Consider the following 19,107-nt stretch of genomic DNA (forward strand, 5'->3'; position numbering starts at 1 on the left):
CGCCACGTGACCGGCCCGGACCGGCGCGACCCGATCGAGGCGCGCGACATGTTGCGGATGCTCGCAGAGCTCCGCCTGTGATTCGCTTCGGTGCCGGAGCTCCAAGGAGCCTTCTTCAACGGGCTTCGTGAAAGAAAAATGTGCTCATTCTGTGATGGTTTCATTCGAGCGGTGTCTTTCCTGGCTCAGCGCCGCTGATTGCGCTCGGCGGTCGCACGTGAGCGCGCGAAATCCTTACATGCGTGAGAGGGAATGGTGTAGCGTCGCCATCAAGCTGCCGCTTCCGCTTGGGAGGATTGGCTAGGAGGACGCGCAAGATGCAGAGGCCAGGGGCGCGCGCACGAACGGTGCATTCGAGGGTTTCATTCACGGTATTGACGGCGGGGATGCTGGCTGCTTGCTCCGAAGGAGCACAGCCGCCGGGACCGGAGGAGTCACGGCCTTGGCCGTCCTCGCAGGGCGCGGCGTATGACTCACCGCTTGACACCGGCAGAAGGCAGGTCTTCTTACGAAAGATCCCGACGGCGCCGGCGTCGGTGCCACTGGAGCCACCGCAGGGCAAGGCCGCCATGGCGCCCGAGTACCCGTATGACCATTCTGGAGATGCAGAAAAGGTAGCAGCGCACGAAGCCCACAAACGGCTCCTCCAGCCGGTCAAGGACGATGAGTTCTCCGTCATTGTTGGCAACGGGGAAACAGGCGAGGAATATCAGGTCGTCCAGACCCTCGAAGGCCTCAAGGTCGCTGCCGACTATGCGAGAAAGCTCGGGTACGACGGTCGCGCGGGGAGGCCCACGGGCGATGTGGCGCCGGTCGCGGCCGAAGAAGAGCTGAGGCCGCCCAGCTTGGGGACGCAGTCGATCGTCGGGCCGGCAGACAATCGACTCGATTTCAGGATCAGCGCCTTTTATCCGGCGACCGCCTGGCCCCAAACGACGATGGTGCGTGTGACAAACAACCATGGCGCTGGCTCCGGGACGATGATCGGGGCCAGGATCGTCATCACGAACGCGCACGGGACCGTCGATTCGGCTGGAGGTATCGATTGGCCTCGCATCGTCCCGCGGCAAGACACGACGAGTCCTGCTCCGCCATACGGCGTGGTCGGAGCTCAAACCTACGCCTACCCGACGGCGTGGGTGACCCGGAACTGTCCGGTCAATCCCACGTGGGAATGCAACGCGCATGATTGGGTCATTCTGATACTTTGGCCCTCGCCCTTCGGCGGAAGTCATCCGGGCTACCTCGGCTACGCAGCGCACTCGAATGATGCGGTCGTCCAGTCCTGGGCTCATCATCTTTGGGGGTTTCCCGGCTGTGGAATGGCGCAGAGTCCGCCGGGTTGCACGGACGGCGTGCTCTTCGGAGGCGCCGGAGAGGGCCAGAACCCGGGCCCAGTCGTCTCCGAGCCGCTCGCCGACTGGCCGTTTCTCAATGCGAAATCCCGGCTCAGCCACAGGGTCGACAATTCGGAAGGCGTGAGCGGCGCCGGCGTCTTCAGCTACGCTCCGGCTGCCGGCGGCCCCTACGTGATCTCCACGTCGATATCGAACGGTGTGGTCGCTAACACGGGCGGGCTGGGCCCGCGTGTCACGGACACGCTCGTCAGTTACTTCAACTCGGTCCGCGCGCAGTTCCCGTAGTGCCCTGACCCTTGGCGTCCCAGGCGACATCGAGGGACACGGGGCCTCGGAACATGGTGACTTGCCGGAACTGCACCGGCCGATCGCTCGCGAGGTGGAGGCCCGGCAAGCGCTGCGTGAGCGTGGAGAGCGCCACACGCCCCTGGAGCCGCGCGAGGGGCGCGCCGAGACAGAAGTGCACACCGCGGCCAAACCCGAGGTGCTCGCCCCCGTCGGGGCGCCCGGGCTCGAACCTCGCGGGGGCTTCAACGACGGCCTCATCGTGGTTGGCAGAGCCCAGGAGCACGAAGACGCGCGCCCCCTTGGGGATCGTGACGTCTCCGATCGTCACGTCGACATTGGCGACACGGGTCGTCCCGGGGACCGGGCAGTCCCGGCGGAGGGTCTCCTCCACGACGGCGGCGGCGAGGGACGGATCGCGCACGAGCGCCGCGAGCGTGTCAGGGTGCAGGAGCAAGAGATGCACGGCGTTGCCGAGCAGGTCCGTTGTGGTCTTGTGGCCCGCGAACACGAACGCGGTCGCATAACTGACCGCCTTGGCCATGTCGAGCTGACCGCTCGGGTCCGTGGCCGCCTGGACGAGGACGGAGAGGAGGTTGTCGGCCGGCGCGCTCCTCCGCGCAGAGAGGAGCCCCGCGAGGTGATGCTGCATGGTGACGAAGCTCTCGGCCGCTCTCACCCATGCGTCGGTCGGCAGGTGACCGCTCATGAGCAGGCGCGCCGCGTCATCTGCCCATTGACCGAACCTGCCGGCGTCGGTCGGCGAGACACCCAGGATGCCCGCGATGACCGCCACAGGCAGCGGGCCGCAGAAGCGCGCCATGAGATCTGCCCGACCTTCCGCCTCGAACAAGGCCACCAGCTGGTCCGCCAGCGTGGAGATGGCGCCCTCCAGGGAGGCAATTCGCTCGGCGCCGAACGCGGCGTTCATCTTCCGCCGGACCGAGGTGTGCTCCGGTGGGTCGAGGTGGATGATCGAGGTGGTCCGCAGGAACCCCCTTCGCAGGACGGCCACGACCTCGGGCGGCGGCTCCTTGACGCTCATCGTGGTGAGCCGCGACGAGAATCGGTCCGTGTCGCGGAGGATGGCGGCGACATCCGCCTGGCGAGCGGCCACCCACATGCCCAGATCGTCACTGAAGAAAATCGGCTCCTCCGCGCGCGCCTGCGCATACCGCGGATACGGGTCCTGCTGCATTTCCGGCGAGAAAAACGGGAAGGCACGGGCCATAGCTCACCCCTGAGCGAGGAAATCCAGACCCCTGTCTACCACACCAGCGAGCGGGCGATGGGGTGCTGGTCCACAGACTCCATCGGGACGGCGCCCGATGCGCAGAGGGGTTCCGGGCGCCTCGAGGCGCGGCGCAGAGCACGCGCAGCGGCGCAGGGCGGCCAGCGCGTCAGAAGTCTCCCTCCTTCACGTAGGGGTAGCTCCACAGCGTCACCTGCAGCAGGCAGGATTTGACCCACGCCGCGTGCATCCTCTCGACCTCCTCGGCGGAGTGGCCCTTCCTGGCGAGGAACGGCTTCAGGGTGAACGTCACCGGGAAGATGAGCGCGAAGAGGTTGCGAAAGGGCACCAGGTCGGTCGACGGCGCCCCGTCCGTCTTGTTCTTCTTGATGCGGTGGTGGCGGAGGCCGATCTCGTGCTGGTAGTCGAGCCACTTCTGGTCGTACTCCGCGCGCGCGGTGTCGAGGATCCACTGGCCGAAGCGCTTGCGGACCCCACCGAGGTAGTCGCCGAGCGGCTTGCCGTCGGCCTTGCCGGTGAAGGACGCGAGCAGGTGCGGGTTCGCGCCGACGAAGCCGTACCAGACATCGAGGATCTGCTCGACCTGATCCTTCACGACGTCGTGCGAGAGGCGCAGGTACTTCACGTCTTCTTCCCCGAAGAGGGCGCTCTTCTTCATGTCCTCGAAGTCGGCCGGCAAAACCGGGGACTTCGCGACGGCGTGTGTTCCAACCGTGTATCCATGGATGGTCATGATCGTCCACTCCTTCTGCGGGCAATACCCCGCGCTCACCCCGAGCGACGCGCTCGGGACGTCGAACCGGTCGTCGCGACGGTGACGGGCCGGTAGGTCGCTCCGCCGAAGCTCGGCCTCGATTCCTCACGGCGGGGCCGGCGCGCGTGCCGGCTGCGCTCCGAGGTCGCGGGAGCGCAGGCCCGGAGCGAGGAGCCAGTGACAGGCCTCGGGAAAGCTATCCCCTCATCTCGCGGGGATGAGCACCGCTCTACTCGGGCTGGACGAAGCGCCTCCACGCGTCTTCGCGCTGCTGCTCTTCAGCCTGCTCGTGTTCGCCGCAATCGATCCTCAGGTGTCGGCCCGCCATCGGCGCGTCGACGAAAGCACAGTGGTGGGGCAGCGCCCCTTCATGCGCGTTCGGCCGGAAGTACTTGCAGCTGACGCACATGCGGCTCACCGGGATATGCCCGCTGAGCTGCAAGGACCGGATGATCTTCACGACGCCAGCCAGGAACGCCTCTTGCTCCAGCGCCGAGAGCGGTCCCACCGCGGACACGATGGCGTCGGGCAACGTCGATACGTCCGAGAGCTAGGTGGCAGCGGTGCTCACCTAGTTAGCAGGATCGAGAGCGCATCACCGCGGCTGTCCGCGCGAGCCACGCCACGGGATCTCTCGCGTGGTAGGGGTGCTCCGACGGCTCGATGTTGTCGAGGAACTTGCGGTAGATGATCGCCTGGCGGGCCGCGGCGACGGGCGCGAGCAGCTCGGCGGCGCGCTCGGGGTCGGAGCCCGGGATCGCGGCGCGCCACGCGCGGCTCCAGGAGCTCCGGAGCGGCTCGACCGCGCCGGGCGGGGCCCCGTCGAGGAACGCTGGCTGATCGAGCAGCGGATGCCCGACGCCGCTGTCGCCCCAGTCCAGCAGGACGGCCGACGTCGCGTCGCCGCGGGCATTGCCGACGTGGAAGTCGCCGTGAACCAGCGTGTCGGGCAGCCCGGCCTCGGCCAGGCGAGCGAAGCGCTCGGGCAGGCCATCGACGAAGCTGTCGAGGGTCGCCCGATCGCGGGCGGGCAGGTCGGGCGTCCGGGTCACCACGTCCGCGATGAGCCGGGTCATGGCCGGCGCACGCCAGTCCGGCAGCCCCAGCGAAAGGAGCTCGCCGACCTGCCGGCTCGCGTCGCGCTGCAGCCCGACAAGCAGCGAGATCAACCGCTCCCGGACCGGCAGATCGGCCTCGTAGAGATCCTCGCCCGGGATCTCGGGCATCAGGATCCGCCGGCCGTCGTGGTCGAAGAGCGCCGGCACGGGCCCGCCCGCGAGCCGCGCGATCACAGCCCCCTCGTGCCCGAAGAACGGAGGGACGTGCTTCAGCCAGACCGTCTGGTCGCCAGCACGGAGCCGCCACAGGCTCGACAGGTTCCACGACCGCATCTGCTCGGCGGGCGCCGTCCGCGCGAGGCCCCGATCGCGCAGGACGGCGTCCGCCCACGCGAGGTCGTCTGCAGGCCCGCCCGGCCGCGCCCACGGCTGCCGGAGCGGGTGGTCGTCGAGCGCTCCGCGCCAGGGCTCGACGCCGGGCGGCGGCGCGTCGGGCTCCGCCTTCGCGAGGTAGGTGACCGCCCCGCCGTGGGGCACCGGGAGCTCGGCGGCGAGCATCCGGAGGACCGTCACCTGGAGGCCGAAGCGCTCGCGGGCACCCTGGACGACCGCCTGCGCGTCCTGCCACCACGGCGTCGCGACCGGATAGGGCGGCAGCGCGCCCAGGAGCTCACCGCTCGCGGTGAGGAGGACGAGCCGAACGACGCGCGGCGGGTGGGGCAGCATCGAGCGAGGATAGCGAAGAGGCGGCGTCGCTCGCGCGCGGGTGCTCGGCCGCCGTACGAAAGACGTCCGAGCGCCGCTCACGTCGAGCGCGGCTGTCCCGCGACGGCGGCCCTGACGGCGCGCTCCAGCGCCTCGCCGTCCTCGGGCGCGAGGGCGCGCATCGCGCCGGGGAACGCCGCCTCGAGGTCCACGAGCACGTCGAGGGCCGCCTCCTCGTCGACGGCCGCCCGATCGTGGCGCCCCACCTTCGACGCGGCGGACGCGAGGCGCGGGCCGTTCACGAGCCGCTCCCCCCAGCGGATCAGCGTCGCGAGGTCGACCGGGCGCTCCGGGTCCCACGGCGCGCTCTCGTCGAAGCGGTCCTCGCGCATCTCGGCGATCTTGCGCTTCAAGGCCATGTAGGCCCCGGCCGGCATGCGGACGTCGGGCTTGGCCACCAGGCCCTCCGCGAGGTTCTCCGGGCCGAGGGGCGGCAGCCCCAGGGCGGACGCGACGCGCGACGGGAAGCGCTCGGGCACGGCGGCGATCTCCGCCTTGCGCCCCCGGGCGAGCAGCGGGGGCATCATGAGCCCGGCCGCGGCGGCGACCGGGGCCGCCTCGCTCCAGGCCAGGAAGGCGTCCTCGCCGCCGTCGACCGCGCGGAGCTCGAAGGGCGCCCACCGCAGGTCGGGCGCGTACCAGACCCCGGTCTGCACCGCGCTCACGCCGCCCGAGGGCACGTCCGGATGCGGGTAGCCGCCGCCGAAGAGCTCGCCGTAGAGGACGAGCCGCGCCGCGCCGACCGCCGCGTACGCCGCGCGGGCGGCGTCCCGGAGCGACGCGCGGAGCAGCTGCCAGCCGAAGAAGGGGTCCTCGTCCCGGAGCCACGCCTTGCGCTTGCCGAAATGGACGCCGGCCGCGTCGACGCCGATCACGAGCTGCGCGCCGTGGATCTTCTCGAGCGCGACCCAGGTCGGAGCGTCGCTCGCGCCGAGGCACGGCATCTTCGGGAAGGGGAGGAACTCCATTTCCGGCGACGATAGCGCCGATGGCGCGGCCGGTCCGCGGACGCCGGCGTGCTGGTCGAATTTGGACAGGGAGGCGGGGAGGCAGGGAGAAAAAACTCAATGAATCTCCCGGTCTCCCCGTCTCCCTGGGATCTTTCTCGGGCAAAGTTGACCACCACCACCGACGCCGGGATGGTGCGTTGCGTCGTCCGCCGCGGAGGAGCGCGGCAATCCCCGCTCCGCCCGCGCTGCGAGCCGCCGGCGCGGCGAGGGCGGCGAGGGCGCGAGGCGCTTGATTCCGGGAAAGCGTTGGAGTTCCTTAGCCATCAGGGGGTCACCATGTCCGCTGAACCCAGCCGGGCGCCGCCTGCGCCTTGCTTTCGCCTCCTGCTGATCGAGGACAGCGCCATCGCGGCCTCCGTCGTGCAAAGCCACCTCGACGCCGTGCCGTGGCAGCGCGCCGAGCTCGCGCACGCGGAGACGCTCGCCGCCGGGCTCGCGCGCGTGAACGAGGGGTGGGATGTCGTCCTCCTCGACCTCTCCTTGCCCGATGGCGAGGGCCTCGAGGTGGTCGAGCGGGTGCGGGCGGTGGACCCCCATGTGCCCATCGTCGTGCTGACGGGCCATGACGACGTCCGCCTCGCGGAGCGCGCGCTCGGCGCCTCGGTGCAGGATTACCTCGTGAAGCGGGGCCTCGACGCGGACACGTTGTGGCGAGCCATCCGCTATGCGGTCAGCCGCCAGCAGCTCCTGACGCAGCTCGCGCGGGCGATGGCCGAAGCCCGCGAGAACGAGGCCAACCTGCACCAGCTCATCGCCCGGAGCGCCGATGGGGTGATCGTGCTGGATCCCTCCGGGACGGTGCTCTTCGCGAACCCCGCCGCAGAGTCGCTGCTGGGCGACGGGCGCCCCGTCGCCGGGCGGGGCTGCCCGGCGGCGCTCTGCGCCGGCGAGACGAGCCTCGAGATCGGAGGGCAGCAGGTCGCCATCGACGTTCGCTGGGTCGGCGTGGACTGGCAGGGGCGCCCCTCGCGCATGGCGCTCCTGCGCGACGTGACCGGGCGGCGCCGGGCCGAGGAGCTGAGGTCGCGGCTCGAGCGCAGCGAGCGGCTGGCCGCGGTCGGCCAGCTCGCGGCGGGCGTGGCCCACGAGATCAACAATCCTCTCGCGTACGTGGTGGCCAACCTCGAGCTGCTCGCCCGCGAGGTGCGGCGGCTTGCCGACAAGGGCGTCGCCACCGAGCACCTCGCCCAGCCGCTCGCGGACGCCCGCCACGGCGCTGCGCGGGTGGTGGACATCGTCGGGGATCTCGGGGTGTTCGCGCGCGCGGAGGCGAACGAGGCGATCGGGCCGACCGACGTCAACGCGGTGATCGAGAGCGCGCTCAACATCGTGCATCCCCAGATGAAGCACCGCGCGCGGGTCGTGCGTGAGCTCGCCTCGGTCGCGCCCGTGAGCGGCGCGGAGGGGCGCCTGACGCAGGTGTTCGTCAACCTGCTCATCAACGCGGCGCAGTCGATCCGGGAGGGGCGCGTCGCCGACAACATCGTCGAGGTGCGGACCCGCGATCAGGGCCGGGAGGTCGTCGCGGAGATCGTGGACTCCGGCTGCGGCGTGCCCGAAGAGCACATGCACAGGCTGTTCGAGCCGTTCTTCACCACGAAGCGCGCGGGGGAGGGGACGGGGCTCGGACTCGCGATCTGCCGCAACATCGTCGAGTCGTGCGGCGGCACCATCGGCGTCAGCAGCGAGGCCGGCGTCGGCACCTGCGTCCGCGTCCGGCTGCCCGCCTGGTCGAGCGCCGAGCTCACCCCTCGCCGCGCGCCGCCTGCGCCCACGCGGGATGAGGAGCCGGCGCGGCGCGCCCGGATCCTCATCGTGGACGACGAGCCCCTCCTCCTGCGCGCGCTGCGCGGGCTCCTCGAGGCGTCGCACGAGGTCGTTTGCGCGCGCTCGGGCAGAGAGGCCCAGAGGACGCTCCAGCTGGACGCAAACTTCGATGTCGTGCTCTGCGATATCGTGATGCAGGAGGGCACGGGGATAGAGCTCCACGAGTGGCTCGAGGCGGAGCTGCCGGCGCTCGTCGACCGGGTGCTGTTCATGACCGGAGGGGGCACGAGCGAGGTGAGCAGGCGGTTCCTCTCGGCCCACGGGGGACGCGTCCTGCCGAAGCCGATCGACCCGGCGGAGCTGCTCCGGCGGATCGATGCGCTGCTGGAGGCGAGAGCGGCAGAGCCCGAGAGGATGTAGCGGCGGGCCGGGGCGGGGAAGGGGGGAATCGGCGCAGGTCAGGAAGGGGGGAATCGGCGCCGGTCAGGAAGGGGGGAATCGGCGCCGGCCTCCTGCGCGTAATTGGCCCCGCGATGCGCGGCGCGAGCTCACGTCCCGCCGCAGGCCTCGTACTCCGCCTTGCACGCGTCCGCGCCCGCCTGCTGCACGCACGCCCTGCAGTCCGCCGCGATGCCCTGGCCGGCGCACTCCGTCTCGCACTCGTCGGCGCACACGCCCGCCGCGCAGACGCAGGCGATGAGCGCGTCCGTCTCGGGATCTTGCAGGGGATCCGTGTTCGGATCGCAGCCTTGCACGCACGCGCAGCAGATGCCGTCGCCAGGGCAGCAGCCGTCGCCGCGCCCGAGGGGACAGCCGCAGTCGCCGCCGTCTTGCTCCATGCACGGCCCGTAGCCGCTGCCGTCGGCGAGGCACGTCGCGACGCCGGGCGCGCTGGCGGCGTGACAGGTGCAGGACATGGTCTCGCCAGGAGTGCAGGTTGCGCCCGTGGCCGAGCTGGAGGTCGTCGAACTGGCGCTCGCCGAGCTTTCGCTCGTCGAGCTGGCGGACGACCCGCCGCTCCCGGTCGGCTCCGGATCGGTCGTCGAGGAGCCGCATGCGGTCGCCAGCGCAGCCGTGAACAAGCTGAGGAAAAGTATGTGTCGCATCGGCGCCCCCTATAACGCGCCGCCCCCGCGGCCGTCGAGGGCCATCACGGCGCGCTCCGTCGCGCTACCTCCCCGGCACGGAGCCTCGCGCCGCGGCACCCCGTCATCGAATCTCGTTCGTCAATGCTCTTTACATTACTTCACGAGCGCGTCATGACGCGGAGCGCCCGGCGGGCGTGTCCTCAGCGCCGGAGTCCGTGGATCCCCGTGAACGAGCGCCGTGCTCGGGCGCCCGGGGGTCGCGGGCGGCCCCTGCGTGAGAGGGCGTGCTTGCCTGGCGAGCAGGATGCCCTATGTTCGCGCCTGCTCGCGTCCCCGCCGGGGGGTGCGCCGGCGCCGCGCCGCGTGCGCCGTGCGGGGAACGCGCTGCCTGAACCGTGCGATAGCAAGGAGATGAGAAGATGACGATCTCGATGTATCAGGCCTCGGTCCCGGTGCTCGTCAAGATGCTCGGCAACCTCTCGACGATCCTCACCAAGGCCGCCGCGTACGCCGAGGCGAAGAAGATCGAGCCTCGCGTCCTGCTCGACGCGCGCCTCGCCCCGGACATGCTCTCGTTCACGCGCCAGGTGCAGATCGCCACCGACATGGCCAAGGGCTGTGGGGCGCGGCTGGCGGCCGCCGACCTGCCGAAGTACGAGGACAACGAGGCCAGCTTCCAGGAGCTACAGGCCCGTATCACCAAGACCGTCGCGTTCCTGAACAGCCTCCGGCCCGAGCAGATCGACGGCTCCGAGGACCGCGATATCACCATCCCGACGCGCGATCAGCCGCTGCAGTTCAAGGGCCTGGTTTACCTGCTGCACTTCGTGCTGCCCAACTTCTATTTCCACGTGACGACCGCCTACGCGATCTTGCGCCACAACGGGCTCGAGATCGGCAAGCTAGACTTCCTGGGCGCCCGCTGATCCGAGCGGCGGTCACCCGAGCGGCGGGCACCCGCTGCGGATACGGGCCCACCTCGACGTTTTCGGTGCTCGGCGTGCTGGAGCACGCCTGTGCGCCGAAAACGCCGATCTGGGCCCGTCTCCTGTGCGGGTGACCGCCGCTCGTCGTCGTTTCCGGCTGACGCCCGGACTGACGCCCGCTACCGCACGCGCCTCGGATCGTGCTGGTGCGCTGGGAGCGGGCCGAGCCGCGTCGTGTCGACGAGGAGCGAGACGACGAGCGAGAAGAAGCGGCGGCGCGTCTCGAAGCTCGGGCTCAGGTCGGGGAGGAGGGCGCCTATCCGCCTCGCGCCGGCGTCGTGGAGGACGCGCTTGGCCATATCGATGGGCTCGATGTGGGCAGGGTAGAGGTCGCCCCCGGAGAGCTTTCGGATGATGCCCACGTACTCGCCCACGAGCGGCGCGACCTCCGCCCGCGCGAGGGCGAGGGTGTCCGCCGAGACGGCGCTCCCGGTGAAGACGAAGTGAAGGTCTCTGTCGTCGCAACCGGCGACGAGGGTGCAGGGCTCGCGCGAGGGCCAGGGCGGCTCGCCGGAGACGATATCGGTCGTGAGCGTGCGCCACTCCTGCCTGCGGAGCGGCGACGCGCTCGACCAGAGGCGCTCTTCGATTCGGATGGCATGGACGGGCATATGGGCTGAGCTCAGTGTAGCGCTCACAGCTCACGGTTGTAACGGCTCACCGTCGGCCAGCGAAGAGATCAACAGAACTCCATAATATACGTATTGTCCGTATTTGGGTCGGTGCACGATCGCCTCCGGGACCCTCGAACGCCCTGGATGGAATTCCGTAGCCATTTCTGCTTCGTCATGCCCAACGACTGACGTGCGGCCGCTTGCTTCAACAGCTTGTTGGGCGGCGGCGTCACGCCAGGATGCTCCTGGTGCACAAGTGGAGCGCTTCGGGGAACGACGACATCGTTTGCTTGAGTGAATGACTCCGGGCGATGCACTCGAACGTCTCATCGTGGAAGGCAAGTAAGTAGTGTCGATACTGCTTCCACCCATCTGGATTGTACTGGCTGTGAACCGAGTTGATCTTCATCAGCTCGGCGATCCATCGAGACCTCTCGACGACGTGCGCAGCATACCCGACCAACCCGCGGCCGTGCAGGGGATGTCCGTGGAGAACCTCGTCATTCGGTGGACCGAGCTTGTGGGCGAGGCATCGCTCGAATTCGACGATGGCGATCAGGCGCAGGTCGGCGCTGGTGGGATCGACCACGGTCGCATACGAGCCATCCCACGCGGGGTCAGGTTCGCGCATGTTGTAGACGACGAGAGTTCTGGAGCCCGAGGAGAAAACATGCGGGAGTGGGGCGCCGACATCCCAAGGATGTTGCCAGGGGATCTCGACGGCACACTCCTCCTCGGTCGCTCGGGCGAGATCTCGCTCGAGCGAGATACACTTGTCGTGCGCGGTTTGGTAACGGGCCCATCCCCCGTCTTCGCGTTTTCCGGAGAGCGCAGCGGCTGCAGCCGACAGCTCCTCGCGGGCGGCGTCCAGGCCGCGCCTTATGTCTTCAACCGTCATTTCGTCCACCCAACGAATAATGGCCCGGTCAACCGAAGCCGCAGGACCAGGTCTGTCGATTCAGGCGCTCTGGGTGACCTCACGCACAGAAGGTCTCACGGATCGGCGCTGCGCCGCAAGTCCCGAGCTTCGTCCAGCGCCGCAGGGCAGATCCGTCCAACGCCGGCGGTCGTCGCTGCCTCTCCGGGGTGCGGTGGGCGCGGTAGGGCCGCGGTGGACCGTGCCCACGCGGTGGTGGTAGGAGAAGATATGGCGAAGAGGCGTGCAGCATGGATGTGCGCGGCGTGGACGCTCACAGCCGGTGGATGCACCACGCTCGTGGGGCTGGACGGCAGCTACCACCTGGTGGACGGAGCGGGCGGCGAGGCCGGCGCGGGGGCGGGGGGCGAGGCCGGCGCGGGGGCGGGGGGGGGCGAGGTGGTCGTCCCCACGGACGTCGAGCTGATCGACGACATGGAAGACGGCGACAGCGCCATCGATGAGGCGGGCGGCAGGGTCGGCTACTGGTACAGCTTCAATGATGGGACGGGCACGCAGACTCCCCCGGTCTACACGGAAGACAATCCCGTCGGGTTCATCCCGGAGGAGCTCGCGGAGCCACGCGGCGAGAGCACGATGGCGATGCACACGTTCGGATCCGGCTTCACGGAGTGGGGCGCCGGGTTCGGCTTCGCGCTGAACGGCCCCGACGGGGGCCTGTTCGCCTACGACGCGTCGGCGTACAGCGGTATCGTGTTCTGGGCCAGGCTCGGCGACGCGGGCGCGGCGACGACGATGAAGGTCAACATCACGGACAAGACCTCGGACCCCGCGGGCGGGCTCTGCGATGAATCGGGAGAGGACGTGGCCAATCCGTGCTTCGACGACTGGTCATTCACCGCGCGCCTCGGCACGGCGTGGGCCCCGGTCGTGATCCCCTTCGAGGAGTTCGCGCGCGGCGGCGGGGACGCCGAACCAACCGGCGAGGGCATCGACCTCACAGGGCTCTTCGCGATCGAGTTCGGGTTCACGGAAGGGGAGGATTTCGACGTCTATATCGACGACGTCGGCTTCTACCAATGATCGCCTGATGCAAGGCCTCTCGGCGGAGCGCCTCTGAGATGGCCGGCTCAGCGAAATGCGTCGAGGTGATCCCGGACCCACGCTGCGAAGGGCCGCGGTGGGCGGCCGAGGACCGCGGCGACGTCGTCCGTCGGCGCCGACGCGCGCCCGTCGCGCAGGAACGTGAGGCCCTGGGAGACCGCCGCGACGAACGCTTCCGGGGCGCCGGCCGCCCGCATCTTCGCCGTCGAATGCTCGACGGTGACGTCCTCGGCGGCGATCGGGCGTCCGAGCGCCTCGGCGAGGATCGCGATCTGCTCGTGGGCGTCGAGGCCGGCGGGCCCGGTGAGGGTATACGCCCGCCCATCGTGATCGTTCGACGTGAGCGCCCGGGCCGCGACGGCCGCGACGTCGCGCGGGTCGACGACCGCGTGCTTCCCTGTGCCGGTCGAGACCTCGATCGGGGCGCCGGCGCGCACGTTCGCGGCCCACGCGAGCACGTTCGAGTGGAATCCCGCCGGCCGGAGCAGCGTGAAGCGGCGCCCCGTCGCGATTACCGCTCCTTCTCCTGCCCGATGCCAGCCAGACGCGATGAGGTCCTCTTGCTCGGCGCCGTAAGCCGAGAGCTTGACGATCTGCTCGACCCGCGAGCGCATCACCGCCGCGGTCATCGCGCGGTCGTGGTCGGCCACCGTCGGCCCGGGCGCCGTGAGCAAGAAGACGCGGTCGACGCCTTCGAGCGAGCGCCCGAGCGACGGCGCATCCGTGAAGTCCCCGCAGGCCACCTCGACGTCGTTTCCCCAGAGCGCACGCGCGCGCGCGGGCTCGCGGGTGAGCACCCGAACGTCGGCCCGGGCGGCGAGCAGCCGTGGGATCAGCGCGCGACCGATGGTGCCTGTCGCACCAGCAACAAGGATCATGAACACCTCCGTTTCGAGAGCGAAGCCTGCTGTCTCGACGAAGCCGTCTCTTGGAGATTCCGGCACGAAGGTCGAGCTCATCGGCGCGCGACGGCCGAGGCGCCGGAGGCCGCGCGCGCTACACTGCCTTCGTGCTTGCGCCCTCGCTCCCGCCATCCCGCTCGGAGAGCTGCGACCTCCCGCCGCGTGCGCCGCTCCGTTCCTGGATCTCCGACGTCCACGTGATGAGCGCCGTCCCCTCGCCGCCCGCGGGGTGGACGCGGCTACCGAGCGGGACCACGTCGCTCGTCGCGTGCTGGACCGGCGGAGAGCCGGTCGTGGCCGCGGTGGGGCCGCTTCAGCGCGCCACGTTCAAGCCCTCGGGCGCGGTGCCTCTCTATGCTCGCCTCTCGTTCCACCCCGGGGGCGCGCGGCCCGCCCTCGGCGTCGCCGCCCACGAGCTCGTCGATCGCGTCGTCCCGCTCGACGACCTCTGGGGCGCACGCGCGCGCGAGCTTCGCCATGCGCTCGCTCGCGCCGGCGGGGACCCGGCCGCGGCGGTGCGCCTGCTCGAGGACGCCCTCTGCCGCGCGGTCGGCGCGAGGGCCGACGCCCCCGCGCGCCGGGCGCTCCTGCGCCGCGCCGTCGATGCCCTCGACGCCTCCGCGCTGGCACCCGACTCGGACGCCTCCATCCCCGCGCTCGCGCGGCGCCTCCGCGTCGCAGAGCGGACGCTGCGCGCGCTCTTCCACGAGGAGATCGGCATATCGCCGAAGCGCTACGCGCGCATCGCGCGCATCCGTCGCGCCGCCGAGCGCCTCGCCACGACGAGCCTCGCGCGGCTCGCCCTCGAGACCGGCTTCTACGACCAGGCCCACCTCACCGCCGAGTTCCGGTCGCTGCTCGGGGTGACGCCGCGGGCCTACCTCGCCGGCGCGCGCCCGTCCGCGAGGCCCGTGTGCGGCGGCGCGACCGCGCGCGGGTGACCTCCGCGCCGGCAGACACGCTTCTTTTCCGCCAGCGCGGCGCATCCCGGGGGCCGCGCGCCCCCGGGATTATTCGAGGAGGTTGTCCCGCACCGGCATCCCCTTGCGGTGCTCTTCCTTGTCCACGTGCGGCGCGCGGGGCTTCACGCCCGCGGCAGGCTTGCCGCTCGGGACCATCATCGCCCCGCCGGCGTCCGCGGGAGCGCCGGCGTCGCGGGCCACGATGGCCTCGCCGGCCTCCGCGTCCGCAGGCGCCGTGGCACCCATCCCATCGCCGGCGTCGGCGGCGCCCCCGCTCACGGAGCCGCTGGTCGGGGCGGGCGCGCTCTGGCCGCTGCTCCCGCCGGCCGCGCTCCGGCGGTCAGGGCCGGTCCGCGCGTCGGGGCCGCTCGGCGACGCGCCCGGGTCGCTCGCGCCGCCCTTGCAGGCAAGGAACGCCCCGGCGGCCATGGCGATCGCGATCGACACGCCCGCCTTGAGCCGCCTCTTCAGCCGCCGCAGCCCGACCTTCTTCGGATCAGCGAACATCCGGTACCTCCGCGCTCTCCGCCGCGATCCTCGGGCGGCGCCTTAGCTGGATGGTCCTCGTGTCCCCGCAGGCAGCCGGCGCCGGCGGCGCCGCGACGGGCAACGCTTCGGGGGCCGGGGCGGGATACCGGTTCTCGTCGGCGCCCCGGTACACCCCGAAGATCGATAACGCGCTATTGACGAGCTCGGCGAGCTCGAGCCGGCGCGGCATCACGTCCGTCATGTGGCAGACGAGGTACCAGGCGCGGAACATCGCATAGAAGAAATCGTTCGGCGGGAGCCTGATGAGCCGCTTCATGAGCGGCAGCAGCGCAGGGATGGCGGCCGTGACCGCGAACACCTTGTGCAGGTTCTCGATCTGCCGCTTTTCCTCGTCGGACGAGAAGCGCAGCACCGACTCGGTGTAATAGCTGTCGTCGATGAGATCGAAGTCCCCGCTGAAATGGCCGTGCTCGACCGCGTACGCAGCGATGCCTGTCCCCGGATAGGGCGTGCACAAGGTGGCGGCGGCGTAGTCCACGTCGAGCTCGATGTTGAGCTCCAGCGTCGCCAGGTCGTCCTCGAGCGTCCCGCCCGGGATGCCGAGGATGTTGTCGGCGAAGACCACGATCCCCGCGCGCTTGAGGAGGCGGATCCCGTGGACGAGCCGGTCCATCCGGATCTGGCGCCGCAAGACGCCGTTCGCGAGCTCGGGGTTCGCGGTCTCGATGCCGACGTTGACGGTGTAACAGCCAGACCAGGCGAGGAGATCCACCATCTCCTCGGTCATCATGTCAGCGCGCAGGTGGCAGTAATAAGGCAGCTTCACCTCACGCCGGTAGAGCTCTCCGAACTGCCTCAGCCACTCGGCGTCGTACACGAAGATGCTCTCGCGAAAACCGACGAACTGGAGCGGGCCTTGCTTCATCACGTGGACGAGCTCGGCCACGACGTTCTCGGGGCTACGGACGCGCACCTTCTTCCAGCTCGAGCCGTAGTGCTCGACGAGCGACGGGTTGAAGCAGTAGCTGCAGGGGAAGGGGCACCCCCGGTTCGTGGTGAACGACTTGAGGGGGCGCCGCCGCAGGCCGTCGTCGTACTCGTAGAGCAGACGCCGCGGAGGGAAGGGGATCGCGTCGAGGTCGCGGCGCAGCCCGCGCGCTGGATTCCTGTAGATTTTCCCCTCCGACTTGACCCAGAGGTCCCGGATACCGCGGTGATCGTCGCCTCGCGCCAGCGCGTCGCACAGCTCGACGGCGGCGTCCTCGCCCTCGCCCTGGCACACCACGTCGAGCCCCGGCGTCTGGATGACCTCCGGGTAATAGGTCGCGTGCGGCCCGCCCATCAGCGACACCGCCTTCGGATAATGCTGCTTGATGTGGTGATTGAGCCCGAGATAATAGCGATGGAGCCCGGTCGTCGCCCCGAAGGCGATGACGTCCGGCCCGTACCGCCGCACCTCGGCGAGGACATCGTTGCCGCGCGTGCCGATGAACTTGCACTCGTGGCCCGCTTGCTCCAGGCAGCCCGCCACGTACAGCGCGCCGAGCGGCTCGGCCCCCTCTATCTCCTTGACGATGAAGAGAACCTTGACCCCCATCGGCCGCACCTCCGCGAGCGTCTGTTGATTCGAACGGCGCCCGGCGCGGCGATGGTGCCACGACCTCATGGCGGAAGGAAGGCGCGTTCTCCTCCAGCGCGAGCCCGACGTCTCCACGTGCCCACGTCCCCACGTCCAGCCGTCGAAATCGTTGGTAGTTGAAGTATCTACTGTCGGCAGTGATGTTTCGTGAGGTGTCGCGCGCAGATACCGTCGAGGTTCAAAAACGCGACGACAGTAGATAAAATGGGTGGGTTGGTGGGTCGTTGGGGCACAAAAAAGTTCGCGATCGACCTCTGCCGTGAGCCGGACAGGACAGGCTCTGGTACATACTGTCAAATCGGCGCTGTTGAGTCGCAGCGTCGGGAACCCGTGCAGGTGCCGATCCATGTGGTCGGCGCTCGCACCAACTCGTGCCTTTCTTCGGGCGCGGCGTGGAGAACACGGTGAACCCCGAGCAACACACGCATCGCTGGCCTCTCGAGCTTCTCGGCTCACAACTCAGGTACGCTGCGCCGCTCTTGCTCGCGCTCGTCGCGGCTTGCAACGGCCAGATCGGCGGGCCCGGCCAGTCCACGGGGCCTGGCACGGGCCCCGGCGGGGACGAGCCTGGGATCGTAGAGCCCCCGGAAGACGTGCTGGATTCGGCGTTCTGCCAGACGCCGAGGCCCGGCACGGCGCCGCTCCGCCGTCTCAGCAATTACGAGTACGAAAGCACGGTGAAGGATCTCTTCTCCGGCGTCCCGGGCGTGGCCTCCACCGTCGACAAGGTGGTCGCCACATTTCCGAACGAGTCCGAGTCGCTCGGCTTCCGCAACAACGCGAGCTTCTTGAACGTCGGCTCGCTCGTCGCGCAGAAGTTCCTCGACGCCGCGGAGGAGGTCGCCGCTGTCGCGGCCCACGCCTCGGGCCTCGTCTCCTGCGATCCGGAGGAGATCGGTGAGATGGAGTGCGCGCGCGACTTCATCCGCACCTTCGGCGCCAGGGCGTACCGCCGGCCGCTCACGGAAGCCGAGGTCCAGAGTTACGAGGAGCGCTTCACCGCAGGATCGGACGGGTACACCTTCGACGACGGCATCGAGTGGGTCGTCTTCAGCATGCTGCAGTCGCCGAACGTGCTCTATCGCGTCGAGCTCGGCCAGGCGAGCACGGGGGACGTCACCGAGCCCACGCCGTACGAGATGGCCTCGCGGCTCTCGTACCTGGTCTGGCAGTCGCAGCCGGACGAGGAGCTCACGCGGGCGGCGGAGGCGGACGAGCTCGGCACGCCAGAGCAGCTCGAAGCCCAGGTGCGGCGCATGCTGGCCGATCCCAAGGCCGAGCGCTTGCTCGAGTACTTCGACCAGTGGCTCGACACCGACATCCTGGGCAGCATGAACCGCGATCCGGAGGTGTATCCAGACCTCTCGCGCGACCTGCCCGCCTTGCTGCGAGCGGAGACGCGCACGTTCGTGAAGGACCTGTTCGCGAGCCCGAGCGGCTCGCTCGACGACCTCTTCGCCGCCGACTACAGCTTCGTGAACGGCGCGCTCGCGCAGCACTACGGCGTGAGCGGGGTGAGCGGCGACGATTTCATCAAGGTCGACATGCCTGGCCGCTCGGGCGTGCTGACCCAGGGCATGATGCTCACGCGCGACAAGGCGACGCGCACCTCGATCGTCCGCCGCGGCCTCAAGGTGCGCACCGATCTCCTGTGCCAGATCGTGCCCGCGCCGCCCAACGACGTGAAGCTCGATCTCGAGGGCCTGGGAGAGGGGCTCTCGCAGCGCGAGCGCCTCGAGCTCCACCGCACCGAGCCGAGCTGCGCGGGGTGCCACGCGCTGATGGATCCCATCGGCGTGGTGTTCGAGTCGTTCGACGCCGTGGGCCGCCCCCGCACCACGGACGAGGCCGGCAGGCCGATCGACACCTCGAGCGCCATCTCGAGCACGCGCGACGTCAACGGCCCTGTGGCGAACGCCGCCGAGCTGGGCCAGCGCCTCGCGCAGAGCGAGGAGGCGCGCGCCTGCTACGTGCTGCAAAACTTCCGCTTCTTCTACGGTCGCGACAAGACGGACGCCGATCGCTGCTCGATGGCGTCGCTCTCGCTCGCGTTCAAGGACAGCGGTTACAGCCTGTCCGAGCTCCTGGTCGCGCTCACGCAGACCGACGCCTTCCGCTACCGCCCCGTCATCGTCCCGGAGAAACAATGAGACCTCTGAGCCGCCGTACCTTCCTGCGTGGCGCATCCGGAGTTGCG

The 19,107-nt window shown here is 69.9% G+C and carries 18 protein-coding genes; 7 read left to right on the plus strand and 11 right to left on the minus strand.

Features of this window, described 5'->3' with window-relative positions:
- Nucleotides 1–569 precede the first annotated feature (569 nt).
- The gene (locus WME73_RS03855) at nt 570–1,643 is read left to right on the plus strand and encodes a trypsin-like serine peptidase (RefSeq protein ID WP_437744214.1); all 1,074 of its coding nucleotides are present in this window, start codon (nt 570–572) and stop codon (nt 1,641–1,643) included.
- Here WME73_RS03855 and WME73_RS03860 read toward each other — a convergent pair.
- From WME73_RS03860 to WME73_RS03880, 5 genes are all read right to left on the minus strand, one after another.
- Complete coding sequence (locus WME73_RS03860) at nt 1,615–2,874, minus strand: cytochrome P450 (protein WP_437914754.1); 1,260 nt, start codon at nt 2,872–2,874, stop codon at nt 1,615–1,617. The two genes, WME73_RS03855 and WME73_RS03860, sit on opposite strands and share 29 nt — an antisense overlap.
- A gap of 169 nt (nt 2,875–3,043) precedes the next feature.
- A complete protein-coding gene (locus tag WME73_RS03865; RefSeq protein ID WP_437914755.1) occupies nt 3,044–3,628 on the minus strand; it encodes a protoglobin domain-containing protein in 585 nt (194 codons plus the stop codon).
- 250 nt (nt 3,629–3,878) lie between these two features.
- Nucleotides 3,879–4,181: a hypothetical protein gene (locus WME73_RS03870; protein ID WP_437914756.1), complete on the minus strand. Its 303-nt coding sequence runs from the start codon at nt 4,179–4,181 to the stop codon at nt 3,879–3,881.
- Between the two features lie 43 nt (nt 4,182–4,224).
- Complete coding sequence (locus tag WME73_RS03875; protein ID WP_437914757.1) at nt 4,225–5,433, minus strand: aminoglycoside phosphotransferase family protein; 1,209 nt, start codon at nt 5,431–5,433, stop codon at nt 4,225–4,227.
- Between the two features lie 77 nt (nt 5,434–5,510).
- Entirely contained in the window at nt 5,511–6,440 is a 930-nt protein-coding gene (locus WME73_RS03880) for an RNA ligase family protein (protein WP_437914758.1), read from the minus strand.
- 318 nt (nt 6,441–6,758) lie between these two features.
- On the opposite strand from WME73_RS03880, the gene WME73_RS03885 reads away from it, so the two are divergent.
- Nucleotides 6,759–8,669, plus strand: coding sequence for a response regulator (locus tag WME73_RS03885; protein ID WP_437914759.1), 1,911 nt, complete (start codon nt 6,759–6,761; stop codon nt 8,667–8,669).
- A 128-nt stretch (nt 8,670–8,797) separates the two neighbouring features.
- Here the strand turns inward: WME73_RS03885 and WME73_RS03890 are convergent, their stop codons facing one another.
- Nucleotides 8,798–9,166 (minus strand): hypothetical protein, encoded by a 369-nt coding sequence (locus WME73_RS03890; RefSeq protein WP_437744221.1) that lies wholly within the window; start codon nt 9,164–9,166, stop codon nt 8,798–8,800.
- A 28-nt stretch (nt 9,167–9,194) separates the two neighbouring features.
- Here WME73_RS03890 and WME73_RS03895 point away from each other — a divergent pair, with 28 nt between their 5' ends.
- Together WME73_RS03895 and WME73_RS03900 are read left to right on the plus strand one after the other, a co-directional pair.
- Nucleotides 9,195–9,512, plus strand: a complete 318-nt coding sequence (locus tag WME73_RS03895; protein WP_437914760.1) for a hypothetical protein — start codon at nt 9,195–9,197, stop codon at nt 9,510–9,512.
- Nucleotides 9,513–9,756: 244 nt separating this feature from the next.
- Nucleotides 9,757–10,263: a DUF1993 domain-containing protein gene (locus WME73_RS03900; protein WP_437914761.1), complete on the plus strand. Its 507-nt coding sequence runs from the start codon at nt 9,757–9,759 to the stop codon at nt 10,261–10,263.
- Nucleotides 10,264–10,442: 179 nt separating this feature from the next.
- Here the strand turns inward: WME73_RS03900 and WME73_RS03905 are convergent, their stop codons facing one another.
- Both WME73_RS03905 and WME73_RS03910 read right to left on the minus strand, forming a co-directional pair.
- Nucleotides 10,443–10,934 (minus strand): UPF0262 family protein, encoded by a 492-nt coding sequence (locus WME73_RS03905; protein ID WP_437744224.1) that lies wholly within the window; start codon nt 10,932–10,934, stop codon nt 10,443–10,445.
- A 232-nt stretch (nt 10,935–11,166) separates the two neighbouring features.
- Nucleotides 11,167–11,835, minus strand: a complete 669-nt coding sequence (locus tag WME73_RS03910) for a hypothetical protein (RefSeq protein WP_437744225.1) — start codon at nt 11,833–11,835, stop codon at nt 11,167–11,169.
- A gap of 249 nt (nt 11,836–12,084) precedes the next feature.
- Between WME73_RS03910 and WME73_RS03915 the strand changes: the two genes are divergently transcribed.
- Entirely contained in the window at nt 12,085–12,897 is an 813-nt protein-coding gene (locus tag WME73_RS03915; RefSeq protein WP_437914762.1) for a hypothetical protein, read from the plus strand.
- A gap of 47 nt (nt 12,898–12,944) precedes the next feature.
- On the opposite strand, the gene WME73_RS03920 is transcribed toward WME73_RS03915, so the two are convergent.
- Nucleotides 12,945–13,796 carry an NAD(P)H-binding protein gene (locus WME73_RS03920; protein ID WP_437914763.1) on the minus strand — a complete coding sequence of 284 codons (852 nt, stop codon included), beginning with the start codon at nt 13,794–13,796 and terminating at the stop codon, nt 12,945–12,947.
- A 224-nt stretch (nt 13,797–14,020) separates the two neighbouring features.
- Between WME73_RS03920 and WME73_RS03925 the strand changes: the two genes are divergently transcribed.
- A complete protein-coding gene (locus WME73_RS03925) occupies nt 14,021–14,761 on the plus strand; it encodes a helix-turn-helix domain-containing protein (RefSeq protein WP_437744228.1) in 741 nt (246 codons plus the stop codon).
- Between the two features lie 69 nt (nt 14,762–14,830).
- Here WME73_RS03925 and WME73_RS03930 read toward each other — a convergent pair whose 3' ends face one another.
- Nucleotides 14,831–15,289 carry a hypothetical protein gene (locus WME73_RS03930; RefSeq protein ID WP_437744229.1) on the minus strand — a complete coding sequence of 153 codons (459 nt, stop codon included), beginning with the start codon at nt 15,287–15,289 and terminating at the stop codon, nt 14,831–14,833.
- Nucleotides 15,279–16,868: a B12-binding domain-containing radical SAM protein gene (locus WME73_RS03935; protein WP_437914765.1), complete on the minus strand. Its 1,590-nt coding sequence runs from the start codon at nt 16,866–16,868 to the stop codon at nt 15,279–15,281. Before WME73_RS03935 ends, WME73_RS03930 begins: the two co-directional genes overlap by 11 nt.
- Before the next feature lie 413 nt (nt 16,869–17,281).
- Here WME73_RS03935 and WME73_RS03940 point away from each other — a divergent pair, with 413 nt between their 5' ends.
- The gene (locus WME73_RS03940; protein ID WP_437744231.1) at nt 17,282–19,060 is read left to right on the plus strand and encodes a DUF1592 domain-containing protein; all 1,779 of its coding nucleotides are present in this window, start codon (nt 17,282–17,284) and stop codon (nt 19,058–19,060) included.
- The last annotated feature ends 47 nt before the right edge of the window (nt 19,061–19,107 follow it).

Source organism: Sorangium sp. So ce302 (assembly GCF_051530145.1).
GTDB classification, from domain to species: domain Bacteria; phylum Myxococcota_A; class Polyangia; order Polyangiales; family Polyangiaceae; genus Sorangium; species Sorangium cellulosum_B.

What these genes read in the sequence shown, in the direction of transcription:
- WME73_RS03855 (WP_437744214.1), top strand. Translation starts at nt 570, where the DNA reads ATGGCGCCCGAGTACCCGTATGACCATTCTGGAGATGCAGAAAAGGTA.
- WME73_RS03860 (WP_437914754.1), bottom strand. Translation starts at nt 2,874, where the DNA reads ATGGCCCGTGCCTTCCCGTTTTTCTCGCCGGAAATGCAGCAGGACCCG.
- WME73_RS03865 (WP_437914755.1), bottom strand. Translation starts at nt 3,628, where the DNA reads ATGACCATCCATGGATACACGGTTGGAACACACGCCGTCGCGAAGTCC.
- WME73_RS03875 (WP_437914757.1), bottom strand. Translation starts at nt 5,433, where the DNA reads ATGCTGCCCCACCCGCCGCGCGTCGTTCGGCTCGTCCTCCTCACCGCG.
- WME73_RS03880 (WP_437914758.1), bottom strand. Translation starts at nt 6,440, where the DNA reads ATGGAGTTCCTCCCCTTCCCGAAGATGCCGTGCCTCGGCGCGAGCGAC.
- WME73_RS03885 (WP_437914759.1), top strand. Translation starts at nt 6,759, where the DNA reads ATGTCCGCTGAACCCAGCCGGGCGCCGCCTGCGCCTTGCTTTCGCCTC.
- WME73_RS03890 (WP_437744221.1), bottom strand. Translation starts at nt 9,166, where the DNA reads ATGTCCTGCACCTGTCACGCCGCCAGCGCGCCCGGCGTCGCGACGTGC.
- WME73_RS03900 (WP_437914761.1), top strand. Translation starts at nt 9,757, where the DNA reads ATGACGATCTCGATGTATCAGGCCTCGGTCCCGGTGCTCGTCAAGATG.
- WME73_RS03905 (WP_437744224.1), bottom strand. Translation starts at nt 10,934, where the DNA reads ATGCCCGTCCATGCCATCCGAATCGAAGAGCGCCTCTGGTCGAGCGCG.
- WME73_RS03910 (WP_437744225.1), bottom strand. Translation starts at nt 11,835, where the DNA reads ATGACGGTTGAAGACATAAGGCGCGGCCTGGACGCCGCCCGCGAGGAG.
- WME73_RS03915 (WP_437914762.1), top strand. Translation starts at nt 12,085, where the DNA reads ATGGCGAAGAGGCGTGCAGCATGGATGTGCGCGGCGTGGACGCTCACA.
- WME73_RS03920 (WP_437914763.1), bottom strand. Translation starts at nt 13,796, where the DNA reads ATGATCCTTGTTGCTGGTGCGACAGGCACCATCGGTCGCGCGCTGATC.
- WME73_RS03925 (WP_437744228.1), top strand. Translation starts at nt 14,021, where the DNA reads ATGAGCGCCGTCCCCTCGCCGCCCGCGGGGTGGACGCGGCTACCGAGC.
- WME73_RS03930 (WP_437744229.1), bottom strand. Translation starts at nt 15,289, where the DNA reads ATGTTCGCTGATCCGAAGAAGGTCGGGCTGCGGCGGCTGAAGAGGCGG.
- WME73_RS03935 (WP_437914765.1), bottom strand. Translation starts at nt 16,868, where the DNA reads ATGGGGGTCAAGGTTCTCTTCATCGTCAAGGAGATAGAGGGGGCCGAG.